General features: G+C 61.0%; 12 protein-coding genes and 1 tRNA gene. 11 read left to right on the top strand and 2 right to left on the bottom strand.

Translation table 11 applies throughout. From position 1 onward, the window contains the following. The first annotated feature begins 17 nt into the window (after nt 1–17). The 8 genes from ACMU_RS09925 to ACMU_RS09890 all read left to right on the top strand — a co-directional run bounded on the left by ACMU_RS09925 (nt 18) and on the right by ACMU_RS09890 (nt 5,579). Entirely contained in the window at nt 18–329 is a 312-nt protein-coding gene (locus ACMU_RS09925) for a heavy metal-binding domain-containing protein (RefSeq protein ID WP_035259121.1), read from the top strand. Nucleotides 330–332: 3 nt separating this feature from the next. Then, entirely contained in the window at nt 333–1,118 is a 786-nt protein-coding gene (locus tag ACMU_RS09920) for an FkbM family methyltransferase (protein ID WP_051588239.1), read from the top strand. Beyond that, nucleotides 1,111–1,866 (top strand): Fe-S cluster assembly ATPase SufC, encoded by a 756-nt coding sequence (gene sufC / locus ACMU_RS09915; RefSeq protein WP_035259120.1) that lies wholly within the window; start codon nt 1,111–1,113, stop codon nt 1,864–1,866. The genes ACMU_RS09920 and sufC overlap by 8 nt, the downstream gene beginning before the upstream one ends. After that, nucleotides 1,866–3,152 carry a SufB/SufD family protein gene (locus ACMU_RS09910; RefSeq protein WP_035259116.1) on the top strand — a complete coding sequence of 429 codons (1,287 nt, stop codon included), beginning with the start codon at nt 1,866–1,868 and terminating at the stop codon, nt 3,150–3,152. The genes sufC and ACMU_RS09910 overlap by 1 nt, the downstream gene beginning before the upstream one ends. A 4-nt stretch (nt 3,153–3,156) precedes the next feature. Beyond that, nucleotides 3,157–3,648 (top strand): hypothetical protein, encoded by a 492-nt coding sequence (locus ACMU_RS09905; RefSeq protein ID WP_035259115.1) that lies wholly within the window; start codon nt 3,157–3,159, stop codon nt 3,646–3,648. Then, nucleotides 3,645–4,241 (top strand): YIP1 family protein, encoded by a 597-nt coding sequence (locus ACMU_RS09900; protein ID WP_035259113.1) that lies wholly within the window; start codon nt 3,645–3,647, stop codon nt 4,239–4,241. Before ACMU_RS09905 ends, ACMU_RS09900 begins: the two co-directional genes overlap by 4 nt. Next, entirely contained in the window at nt 4,234–5,454 is a 1,221-nt protein-coding gene (locus ACMU_RS09895) for a cysteine desulfurase (protein WP_035259110.1), read from the top strand. Before ACMU_RS09900 ends, ACMU_RS09895 begins: the two co-directional genes overlap by 8 nt. Before the next feature lie 48 nt (nt 5,455–5,502). Next, nucleotides 5,503–5,579, top strand: a tRNA-Arg gene (locus ACMU_RS09890). Between the two features lie 99 nt (nt 5,580–5,678). Here the strand turns inward: ACMU_RS09890 and ACMU_RS09885 are convergent. Together ACMU_RS09885 and ACMU_RS09880 are read right to left on the bottom strand one after the other, a co-directional pair. Further along, nucleotides 5,679–7,406 (bottom strand): M28 family metallopeptidase, encoded by a 1,728-nt coding sequence (locus ACMU_RS09885; protein WP_035259108.1) that lies wholly within the window; start codon nt 7,404–7,406, stop codon nt 5,679–5,681. Nucleotides 7,407–7,550: 144 nt separating this feature from the next. Next, complete coding sequence (locus ACMU_RS09880) at nt 7,551–8,333, bottom strand: IclR family transcriptional regulator (protein WP_051588238.1); 783 nt, start codon at nt 8,331–8,333, stop codon at nt 7,551–7,553. 340 nt (nt 8,334–8,673) lie between these two features. Between ACMU_RS09880 and ACMU_RS09875 the strand changes: the two genes are divergently transcribed. The 3 genes from ACMU_RS09875 to ACMU_RS09865 all read left to right on the top strand — a co-directional run bounded on the left by ACMU_RS09875 (nt 8,674) and on the right by ACMU_RS09865 (nt 12,209). Next, nucleotides 8,674–10,230, top strand: a complete 1,557-nt coding sequence (locus tag ACMU_RS09875) for an ABC transporter substrate-binding protein (protein ID WP_236626233.1) — start codon at nt 8,674–8,676, stop codon at nt 10,228–10,230. Between the two features lie 109 nt (nt 10,231–10,339). Continuing rightward, nucleotides 10,340–11,317 carry an ABC transporter permease gene (locus tag ACMU_RS09870; protein WP_035259104.1) on the top strand — a complete coding sequence of 326 codons (978 nt, stop codon included), beginning with the start codon at nt 10,340–10,342 and terminating at the stop codon, nt 11,315–11,317. Next, entirely contained in the window at nt 11,310–12,209 is a 900-nt protein-coding gene (locus ACMU_RS09865; protein ID WP_081805479.1) for an ABC transporter permease, read from the top strand. The genes ACMU_RS09870 and ACMU_RS09865 overlap by 8 nt, the downstream gene beginning before the upstream one ends. The last annotated feature ends 1 nt before the right edge of the window (nt 12,210 follow it).

Raw genomic sequence — 12,210 nt, 5'->3', positions numbered from 1 at the left:
CCAAAGGAGCATCCGCAATGATCGTAACAACCACACCAACCGTCGAGGGCTACCAGATCGCCGAATACAAGGGCATCGTGGTGGGCGAGGCTATTTTGGGCGCGAACGTGTTTCGGGACGTTTTTGCGCAGATCACCGACATCGTGGGCGGCCGGTCGGGCGCTTATGAAAAGTCGCTGGCCGAGGCGCGCGAAACCGCGCTGCGTGAGTTGGAAGAGCGTGCGGCGGCCAAAGGGGCGACCGCCGTGGTTGGCGTCGATCTGGATTACGAGGTGGTCAACAACATGCTGATGGTTAGTGCCTCGGGCACCGCTGTGGTGCTGGGATAAGCCATGACCCCCCATGTTGAACGCATTCTGAAACGGCTCCGGCTGGGGCGGCCCGTGGTTTCGGGGCCGCAGCGGGTGATCCATACGCAGGTGATGGACACCCCGGTGGCGTTCTGCGTGAACATGGACAACGACCCCATTCAGCGCAACCATCAGCGCGGCACGTTTTACGAGCTGAAAGAGCTGACACGGCTGATCGACCTGTTCCCCGAGGGCGGCGTTTTTGTCGATATCGGCGCGAATGTGGGCAACCATTCGATCTTTGCCGCCAAGTTCCTGAAACCGTCCAGGGTGATCCCGTTCGAGCCGAACCCGCGCGCCTATAACTTGCTGATCCAGAACGTGCTGGCCAATCAGCTGCTGGATGTCTTTGACCTGAGTAAGCTGGGCGTGGGCCTGTCCGACAGCCATTCCGGTGGCTTCGCGATGGAAGATCGCGAGCGCAATCTGGGCGGGGCCAAGATGCTGGAAGGTGAGGGCGACCTGGAAGTGTTCCCGGCCGATCAGCTGTTGGCGGACGAGACCCCGGCGATGATCAAGATCGACGTTGAGGGGATGGAGATGCCGGTGCTGGCTGGTCTGGCCGAAACCGTCGCGCGGGCGCGCCCGATGATCCTGGCCGAGATCGACAACACCAACGAAGACGCATTCATGGCCTGGGCCGAAGACAATGGGTACGCGGTTCTGCGCACCTATCAACGGTACAGGCTGAACAAGAACCACCTTCTGGTCGACAAAGACGCGGCCGAGAAGCTGAATTTAGACGAAGAGGGCGCTGTAAATGCTTGAGATCAATAACCTTCACGTGAAGTTGGAGGAAGAGGACAAGGCCATCATCAAAGGTCTGTCGCTGAGCGTCGAACCCGGCAAGGTGCACGCGATCATGGGGCCGAACGGCTCGGGCAAGTCGACCTTGTCTTACGTTCTGTCGGGCAAGGATGGCTATGAGGTGACCGACGGCGACGCGACGCTGTTGGGCGAGGACCTGCTGGAGATGGAACCCGAAGAGCGCGCCGCCGCTGGCCTGTTTTTGGCGTTTCAGTACCCGGTGGAAATCCCCGGCGTGGGCAATATGACCTTTCTGCGCACCGCGGTGAACGCGCAGCGCAAGGCGCGGGGCGAAGAAGAGCTGAGCGCGGGGGATTTCCTGAAGCTGGTGCGCGCAAAGGCCAAATCGCTGAAGATCGACGCCGACATGTTGAAGCGCCCGGTCAACACAGGGTTCTCGGGCGGCGAGAAGAAGCGCAACGAGATCCTGCAGATGGCGATGCTGGAACCCAAAATGTGCATTCTGGATGAAACGGATTCGGGTCTGGACGTGGACGCGATGAAGCTGGTCTCGGAAGGTGTGAACGCGCTGCGCGATGCGGGCCGGTCGTTTTTGGTGATCACCCATTACCAGCGTCTGCTGAACCACATTCAGCCCGACGTGGTGCATATCATGGCTGACGGCAAGATCGTGAAAACCGGCGGGCCGGAACTGGCGCTGGAAGTGGAAAACAACGGCTATGCCGACATTCTGGCGGAGGTGGCCTGATGGCGCTGCCGCAAGCAAAGCAGGACACGACCCAGGCGCGTCTCAGCGCGCTGGCCTTGCCGCAGGATGGCGGTTGGCTGGGCGCGGCGCGTGACGCGGCGCTGGGCCGGGTGCGGGCGATGGGCCTGCCGGGCGCGCGCGACGAGTATTGGAAATACACCCGCCCCGCCGCCCTGACCGCGCCCAAGGCCGGTACAGCCGCGGTGCTGGTCACCGACGAGGCACCGGTTTTCGACGCGATTGACCGGGTCAAGCTGGTCTTTGTGGACGGTGTTTTTGACGCCGAAGCTTCGGACGCGCCGGAACTGGCCGGGGTTGAGATCACGCAGCTGGCCGAGGCGGGCGCGGCCGATATCCATTGGGCCAAAGACCTGTACGGGGTGCTGGAGGCCGCCGGGCAGGTGCCTGTGGAACGGCCCTTGGCCGCGCTGAACACGGCCGCTGCGGAGCAGGGCGTGGTGATCCGCGTGACGGGCAAGGCGGCCAAGCCGGTGAACCTGATCTATCGCCATGTGTCCGAGACTTCGGACGCGATGATGCACCACGTGGTGCGGGTCGAGGCCGGGGCCGAGCTGACGCTGTTGGAAAATGGCCCTGCCGCGGCGCGGTTGAACAGCGTGCTGGAAGTGGACGTGGCCGATGACGCGGCGTTTCACCACGTGCGGGCGCAGGGGCGCGACCATGACCGCGTGGCCGCCACGCATATCTTTGGCCGGTTGGGCACGCGCAGCCTGTTCAAATCCTTCACCCTGACCGCCAATGGCGCGCTGACCCGCAACGAGGCGGTGCTGGAGCTGACCGGCGACGACGTCAGCGCCCATGTGGCCGGTGCCGCGATGGGCGATGGTGATTTCCACCACGATGACACAGTGTTCATCACCCATGACGCGGTGAATTGCGAAAGCCGTCAGGTGTTCAAGAAGGTGCTGCGCAACGGCGCGGTTGGCGTGTTTCAAGGCAAGATCCTTGTGAAGGAAGGCGCGCAGAAGACCGACGGTTACCAGATCAGCCAATCGCTGTTGCTGGATGATGATGCGCAGTTCCTGGCCAAGCCTGAACTGGAGATCTATGCCGATGACGTGGCGTGCTCGCACGGGTCAACCTCAGGCGCGATCGACGAAGAGGCGTTGTTCTACCTGCGTGCGCGCGGGATCGAGCGGGCCGAAGCCACCGACATGTTGACGATTGCGTTCCTAGCCGAAGCCTTGGAAGAAATCGCCGACGAGGCGCTGGCCGACGACATCCTCAGCCGGTTGGAAAGCTGGCTGCTGCGTCGCCGCGGCTAAGCGCGTGAGCATCGCCGCCAATATCGTGGCCGCCTACCGCACACCGGCACCGGTGATGCGGCGCATGCTGCAGGCCGGACAGCGCGAGGACCGGGCCTTGGCCATTCTGGTGATGGCCTGCGTCCTGATCTTTGTGTCCAGTTTGCCAGAGGCGTTTCGGCTGGCTGAAAGCGACCCCACGGTGCCTTTGGCTGCGCGGTTGGCGGCGGGGCTGTTTGCCTGGCTGGCGATCATGCCTCTGGCGGCATATGCGATCGCTGCGCTCAGCCATATTGTGGCCCGCACGGTTGGCGGCAAGGGCAACTGGTACAGCGCAAGGCTGGCCCTGTTCTGGTCATTATTGGCCGCGGCCCCTTTGTGGATGCTGGCCACGGCGGTGCAAGCGGTCACTAACGGTCCTTTTGCCACGGCCATCGCGGCCTTGGCGTTGGCTGGTTTCGTCTATATCTGGATGGGCAGTCTGTGGGCGGCGGAACGACCCGAGGTAACGGCATGAATGAATGGATCGAGCTGGGGCGCGAAACCCTGACCAAACCCCGGCAAGCCGCCCGCAAGGTGCTGGCACTGGGTATTCCGGACCAGGTGTGGTGGATGGCACTGGCGCTGAGCGCCATCATCTCGTCGGCCATGGTCTCTGGCCAAGTGATGCTGTCCGGGCTTAGCCAGGACCAGGTGAACGCGCTGCCGATGTTTGGCGGCCCGCTGCGCGCGGCGATTGTTGTGTTCATCGTGGCAGCGATCACGGTGTGGTGCATGGCCAAGCTGGGCCGGATTTTTGGTGGCACGGGCGACGTGTCCGGGGCGTTGGCCTTGTCGGGCTGGTTGCAGGTTGTGATGACCGTGCTGTCGGTGGGGTTGACGGTGATCGGGCTGGCTCTGCCGGTGGTCGAGGCTTTGGCCACGATCCTTCTTTTGCTGGTGTCGGTCTGGATTTTCGTGGTTTTCGTCGCGGAACTGCACGGCTTTCAACACATCGCTCTTGTTTTTCTAGGCGTCATGGGCGCCGGCTTCCTGGTTGGCAGCTTGCTGTCGGTTCTGGCTGTTGCAACCGGGTTGATCGCGGTTCCAGAGGTTCCACAAAATGTATGATATCAACAAGGTACGGGCCGATTTCCCGATCCTGTCGCGGGACGTTAACGGCAAGCCGCTGGTCTATCTGGACAATGGCGCCTCGGCCCAGAAACCGCAGGTGGTGATCGACGCGATCACGCGGGCCTATTCTGCCGAATACGCGAATGTGCATCGCGGGCTGCACTATCTTTCGAACCTTGCGACCGAGAAATACGAGGCCGTGCGCGGCACCGTCGCGCGTTTTCTTGGGGCGGCGGATGAAAACGAGATCGTCTTTTCGTCCGGCACAACCGAGGCCATCAACCTTGTCGCCTATGGCTGGGCCATGCCGCGACTTGAGGCCGGCGACGAGATCATCCTGAGCGTGATGGAGCATCACGCCAATATCGTGCCGTGGCATTTCCTGCGCGAACGGCAGGGTGTGGTGCTGAAATGGGTGGATGTGGATGCCAAGGGCGATCTGGACCCACAGGCGGTTCTGGACGCGATCACGCCGCGCACAAAGCTGATTGCGGTGACCCATATGTCGAACGTTCTGGGCACCGTGGTGGATGTTGCGGCGATTGTGGCCGGTGCCCATGCGGTGGGCGTGCCGGTTCTGGTTGATGGCAGCCAGGGATCGGTGCACCAGCCGGTGAATGTCGACGCGATCGGCGCCGATTTCTATGCCATCACCGGGCACAAGCTTTACGGCCCCTCAGGCTCGGGTGCGATCCATATCCGCAAGGAACGGCTGGCCGAGATGCGGCCCTTTATCGGCGGCGGTGACATGATCCGTGAGGTCAGCAAAGACGCCGTCAGCTATGCCGACCCACCGATGAAGTTCGAGGCCGGCACCCCCGGCATCGTGCAGCAGATCGGCATGGGCGTGGCGCTGGAATACCTGATGGATCTGGGCATGCAGAATGTCGCGGCGCATGAAAAGGCGCTGACAACCTATGCGCGGGGCAAGCTGGACGGGCTGAACTGGGTGAACGTGCAGGGCAATTCGGCCACCAAGGGCGGCATCTTCAGCTTTACCCTGAACGGGCCGGCCCATGCGCATGACATCTCGACCGTTTTGGACAAAAAGGGTGTCGCGGTGCGCGCCGGCCACCATTGCGCCGGCCCGCTGATGGATCACCTTGGTGTATCGGCCACCTGCCGCGCGTCGTTTGGTCTGTATAACACCGAAGCCGAAGTTGACACGCTGATTGACGCACTGGAACTGTGCCACGAGCTGTTCGCGTGAAATAGCGATTGCAGCCATTTGGCGCATGACCTATATCGTTGGCCTCAGGCACCCGTAGCTCAGCTGGATAGAGCGCTGCCCTCCGAAGGCAGAGGCCAGAGGTTCGAATCCTCTCGGGTGCGCCAAACTCTCCTGACACATCCCCTGAATTCCGGTCACCTTGGCGGGTCTGGACGTGGTTTTTGCGTCCCCCGGCCCGGTCATGAACCGTGCCGGGGAAGGTGTCAGGCCGTCAGGCGCGCGATCAGGCGGCGGGCGGCCGTGATCTCGGCGATGACATGGTTCTGTCCCCGCACCAGCTCGGTCCGCGCAAACCCAAGCTGGTCTGCCGGGCGGGCGGCAATTTTTGTGGCCTCTTCCAGCGCAGGCAAAGGGGGGATGGTCAGGGCCGGGTCATGGCGGAACCGCGGCGAGCGGTTGAAATTCACCGGCACAAGAATGCGCGCCAGTTCCTGAATCACGGTATTTGCGATGTCTGCGGGGATATTGCCGTTGGCCGCGGCCAGATAAAAGGCGTCGAGATCGTTCAAAAGGGCCTCGACCGCGAGGCGGGCCGGGGTGAAGTCAAACAACTCCGCCGCCTGGGTTTGGTAATCCGCAATCGTTGCAAGGAATTCGCGCGCGGTTGCACACCAGTCCATTGGCAAGATGTCCGCATTCGCGTTGCGGAATACAGCGAGCAGATAAACCTTGATGTCGCGCAGCAGGATGTCTTTATCGGCGATCTCGAGCGTGTCGTTCTCGGTGTGCCACGCAATGTTCATCCCGCATCCACCAACCGCGTAATATCCAAGCTCTTCGCGATGGGCGTCCGTCATGGCCGAGGACAACATCAGATAGCTGGACAGGCCAATGTCGTTGAACGAATAATCCCCCGCCCGGTGCGGCCGTTCCGAGTGCAGTTCCTTGCCGCATACATCGCGTATGACGTCGGCGAGGAAGTCATGGGCCTCGGACATGACAGACACGTTCAGGAACTCGGTCGCCCAGCGACAGCCGGGGCTGTCACAATTGACCTGGGCCACGCAATTGGCGTCGAGGTCCAGGGCAAATGTGTCGGAATACCATGTGGATCCGGCATAGCGGCCGGTGGAGTGGCCCGGCCACCAGCAAATCTTGACCGTGCGCCGCAGCTTGTCACGGTTGGCCCAGAGAACGCGGGCAATTTCCAACATCGACGCGTCACCGGTGGCATTGTCCCCAACGCCAACGTCCCAGCTGTCGAGATGGCCGTGAAGCAGGACGTATTTCTCAGGCTCTTCGGTGCCGGGAATGGTGATCTCGGGCAGTTTCGAGGTGAACCAGCCTTCTTCCGTCTGGGTAAAGATCGTGGCGCTGCCACCGGCCTTGGCGATCTCGATCAGGGCCTTGCCGCTGTCCATGTTCACGGCTGCTGCGGGGATTGCGGGTTTACGCGACAAGTCGCTGGTGCCCGGAATGCCCCAGATCGTTGTGCAAATCCCCCAATGCACGTCAACGCCGGGGTTGATGGCAATCACACCCACAGCGCCGCAGCTTTCCATGAGCGAGATGATGGCGGGGCTGGCGAAGCCTTCGGTTAGAACAATCTTGCCGCTGACCTTGGCCTCCATTTCAGGGCCGGCTTCCAGCTGGCTTTCAAATGCGTCTTCCTCGTCCATGTTCGTGGTGCCGCGGATATAGACCAGCGGACCGGTGAAGCCATCCGGCGCGCTGGCGGAAAAAGCAGGGGGTTTTGCGCGAAAGGTCTGGCCGTCTGCCTCGACCCGGGCCTGGCCGGGCAGGCTGAGGAACAGTTCGGGTTCGTGAATGTCGACCTCGACCCCGTGTTTGCGCAGCCGCTGAACAACCTCGTCCATACCGCGGTTCACATCATCAGGGTGTTCGCGTTTGAACGTGGCAAAGCTTTCGACAAGCGCCCAAGGCTCGTCGATGGAAACCTGGTCCAGAAGGGCAGATTCGGTGGGGGTCATGAGATCTCTCCATTGTTTTATCCAGTGAAACGGCGTTCCGTTTAATAAAACGCTAGCGAAAGAGACGATTCTGCGCAAGCCGGTGGTTCCGGGTGCGTGTGCATCCGGATTTCTGTTTCGCACAAAATTTTTGCAGGCTTGTCGTCAGGTCAGAAGGTCAGAGATTTCCTGTGCGGCCGCGACGACCTTTTCGATATAGGTGGCGCGCCGGACCTCGTCGAGGCGCACAGACGCGCCGGCAATCGACAGGCCCGCGATAACTTCGCCCGCGCCGTTCTGGATCGGGGCCGCGATCGAGAAGGCGCCATCGTCCAGATCGTTGATCGCGACATTGTAGCGATTGGCGAGGATCAGGACCAAGGCGTCACGCAGTCGATCGGGGTCCGTGATCGTGTGGGGGCTGAAGCGTTCAAGCGGCCCTTCAAGGACGCGTTCGCGGATGCTGGGCTCGGCAAAGGCGAGCAGCAGCATCGAGGCGCCGCCCGCATGCAGGGGGCCGCGGCGGCCTGTTTGGGCGAAAAGCCTAATACTATGAAGGCCTTCGCGGGTAGAGATGGCAACGGTGGCCGTGCCTTCGCGGATCACGAGGTTGACGTTTTCCCCGGTCTCATCGCGCAGCACATCCATAACGGGGCGGGCGACATGTTGCAGGGCGCCTTCGCGCCCAACCCGCTCGCCCAGCATCGCAACCTTGTAGCCCAGCGAGAAGATCGCACGCTCTTCATCGCGCTGAACGTAACCGTCTTCCTCCAGCGTTTGCAGCAGGCGAAAGACAATCGATTTGGTCAGGCCCAGGCGTTCGGCCAGGGCGGTGACGCCAATGCCCGGAGAGTCGCCAAGTGCCTCCAGAACGCGCAAGGCGCGGGCGACGGCGTCAATCCGGTAAGATTTCTTCTCTTCTGGCTGATGGGGCGGCTGGCCGGTCATTTGTTTGGTCCGTTTGTATTGCTTTTACTTTTGGATGTGTTTTACTGAATGAAGGATAACGTAATTGTTTTGCTGAGTAAAACGAAAAACGCATCATTCTGCCAGGCTGCCGGAAGAGAGTCGTGAACGGTGCGGGACATGGGCGGTTTGGCCGCCCGGGGCTGATCCCGGTTGGGCAAGTCGGCCGTTTTTGAACGCAAGGTCCGCCATTTGGGCGGTCTGAACCAACAGGAGAACGACTGTGAAGGCTATTCGAAATTTAAGCTTGGGTGCGGGCATTGCCGCATCTCTTTGGGCCACTGCGTCTTTTGCGCAGGATCCCATTCGTCAGATTGAACTGTTGTCCCGTCCTCAGGCGGCGCAGCCTGCCGAGTTTCAGGCCATTCAGCTGATCGCGCAGGAATGGCGCAAGCTGGGGCTGGATGTGAAGGTCAACGTCATGCCGTGGTCGCAGATGGCGGATGCGGTCTGGTACAACCGCGACACGTGGGACGTAACCGCGTGGCAGATGACCGGCCGCCCGGAGCGGTCCGACCCGGACGAGATCATTTTCAACCTGTTCCACTCCTCGACCGCCGAGAAAGGGTACAACTTCATCGGGTACAACAATCCTGCCTATGACAAGATCGTCGAAGAGCAGCGCGTGACGGTTGACCCGGAACAGCGCAAGGCGTTGGTGATCGAAGCGCAGGAAATCCTGGCTGCTGATCAGCCAAACATGATGCTGGTGCACCCGCAGCAGGCCTTTGCCTTCGACAAGACCGTGTTCGATCCGACATCGGTTGTGGACCAGTCGGGTATTGGTATTCGCAGTTATTGGTCGTGGCTGAACATCACGCCCACCGGTGACCAGAAGGACATCATCGTCAACAGCTCGGACAATGTGATTGCCGTGAACCCGCTGTATATTTCGGGCGTGACGGATAACTGGCTGACCGAGCTGATCTATGACCGCCTGTTCCGTGTTGGTGCTGATGGTTTGCCGCAACCGTGGCTGGCCGAAAGCTTTGAGTGGCGCGATGACACGACAATTGCGGTGACCCTGCGCGAAGGCGCCACGTTCCACGACGGGCAGCCCGTGACAGCCGAGGATGTTGTATTCTCGTACGAGGCAACCACCGGTGGCGAGGCACCCATGTACGCGCCGTTCGGCAGCAATGTTTCAGGCATCGCTGTGGAAGGCGATAACACCGTTGTCTTTACGCTGGGCACGCAGTCGGCGTCGTTCCTGACGTCAAGCCTTGCCAAGATCAACATCATCCCGAAACACGTCTGGGACCCGGTGCTGGCGGATCTGTCGACCAAGGATGAAAACGCGGAAAGCCATCAGGAAGACATGCCGATCGGCTCGGGCGCGTTCAAATTCGTGCGTTGGCTGCCGAACGAGGAAATCGTGCTGGAAGCCAATGCGGATCACTTCAACGCGCCGAAGGCCGAGCGGTTCATTCTGCGGCTTGTTCCCAATGCCGAAGCTGCCTTGGGCATGCTGCGGTCGGGCGAGATCAACTTCCTGACCGATTTTCAGGGCGATCCTCAGGTGCTGCTGGATGCGGCAGAGCAGGACGGCGATCTTGAGGTTGTGTCGACCGTGGATATCGGGTTCCGCTATGTGGCGTTCAACCTGCGCCGTCCGCCTTTTGACGACCCCGCGTTCCGCCGCGCATTGTCGGCCGCCGTGGACCGTCGCCTGATCGTCAACGCCGCCTTCAAGAAGTTCGCGGTTGCGTCGAATTCGGTGGTGTCGCCGGCGCTGGAATACTGGCATGCCGCAGACGTGGTCGACGGGTTCCAGGCCGGGACAGACGTGGCCAAAAGCATCCTCGAAGAGGCGGGCTATGGCGGTGTCGGCGACAAGCTGACCTACCCGGAAGGTGTCTCGGAAACGCTGGCGGACTGATCCGCACAAACAATATGCGCGGCGCCATTGCGCGCCGCGCATGATCCCCCGCGCCTGAGCCCACAAACTCGTCTAAACTGCCGCGGTCCCTTCCACCGCTGGATATGTCATGAGCAAATTTAAGTCCTTCCTGATCAGAACCCTGCAATTGGCGCTTGTCCTCTGGGCCGTTGTCACGATCCTTTTCCTGATGTTCCGGTTGATGCCCGGCAACCCGCTGGCGGCCTATATCGACCCGACATTTACTGCCGAACAGCAAGAAGCGCTGATCCGTCAATTCGGGTTGGATCAGCCATTGTGGCGGCAATATTTCACTTACCTCGCGAATTTGCTTCAGGGTGAGCTTGGTTATTCCTTTCGGTACCGGACACCGGTCGCTGACCGGATCTGGCTGCTGCTGCCAAACACCCTGATTTTGACCTTCTCGTCGCTGATCGTGGCTTATGCGTTTGGCATTCTGGCCGGTGCGTGGTTGGCATGGCGGCGGGGCACCCGGACCGAGGCCGCGGCGCTGCCGGTTGTTTTGGCCACGCGTGCGATGCCCGAGTTTTGGCTGGGCATGGTGCTGTTGGCGATCTTTTCCTTCTCGCTGGGGTGGTTTCCGGCGGGGGGAACACGGTCGGCAGGGACAAGCTATGACAGTCTTTGGGCCCTTTACACGTCTTCCAACTTTCTGTCGCACTTGTTCCTGCCGATGATGACCTTGGCGATCTATTCGCAGGGGCTGCCGCTTTTGCTGATGCGGTCCAACATGCTGGACGTGATGAAAGAGGATTTCATCACCATGGCCAAGATCAAGGGCCTGTCGCCTTTTGCCGTGGTGATCCGGCACGGTGCACGCAATGCGCTTTTGCCGGTCATGACCTCGTTCGCCATCTCGGTCGGCTATCAGTTGCAGGGCAATGTTGTGGTCGAAAGTGTCTTTTCATGGCCCGGCCTTGGACGCGAGCTGGTGAACGCCGTGGCCGCGTCAGACTATCCGCTGGCGCAGGGTGCGTTCCTGATGATCGCGGTTGTGGTCATTGCGATGAACCTGCTGGCGGACCTGTTGTATTCCATCCTTGATCCGAGGATCTCGCATGCCTGAGGCCGCTGTAATCCGCAAACCGCGCGTGCTGAGCAGGGTTTTCTCTGCTGTCAGATTGCCGGTCGGAGACCCGTTCGCCGTTGTCGGATTGGTCATTTATGCGCTGTTCATCGTGACCGCGCTGAGCGCGCCGCTGATCGCGCCCTATGATCCGACCGAGATTCTCTATACCGAAAACTACGACCTCGCTTCGGACCTGTTGCCGGGGGAAGAGGGGCATGTTCTGGGGACAACGTCCCTGGGACGCGACATATTCTCGCAAATTGTCTGGGGCGCACGGTCGGCCTTGCTTGTCGGGCTGACCGCGGCCTTCATGGTGGCCTTTATCGGGTCGATTGTCGGGTTGCTTTCGGGCTATTTCGGCGGCTGGGTGGATGCGCTGTTGATGCGGCTGGCCGATGTGGCGTTCGGGATTCCGTTCCTGCCATTTGTCATCGTGATTTCGGCGTTTTCGGAACCGTCGATATGGAACACGGTGATTGCGATGGCCCTTGTATTGTGGCGTGACACCGGGCGTGTGATCCGATCGCAGGTGCTGTCGCTGCGTTCGCGCGGCTATGTGGAGGCGGCGCGGGTTAGCGGTTCGTCGGATTTGAAAATCATCCTGCGCCATATCACGCCGAACATCCTGCCGCTGTCGTTCCTTTATGGCTCGATCGCGATCGGGTGGGCGATCCTGACCGAGGCCTCCATCAGTTTCCTTGGCTTCGGAGACCCAGACGCAATCAGCTGGGGTTTCATGTTGCAGGACGCGTTCAACAGCCAGGCGCTGGCGCGGCAGGCCTATCACTGGTTCATCCCACCCGGATTGGCGATCATTCTGGTCGTCAGCGCCGGGTTCTTCATTTCTCGTGGATACGAGAACCTGCTTTTCCCGAAACTGGGGCGCTGAC

It is taken from the genome of Actibacterium mucosum KCTC 23349 (assembly GCF_000647975.1).
GTDB classification, from domain to species: domain Bacteria; phylum Pseudomonadota; class Alphaproteobacteria; order Rhodobacterales; family Rhodobacteraceae; genus Actibacterium; species Actibacterium mucosum.
Note: the sequence above shows the minus strand (reverse complement) of the source record. Positions and strands in the feature narration are given on the sequence as shown.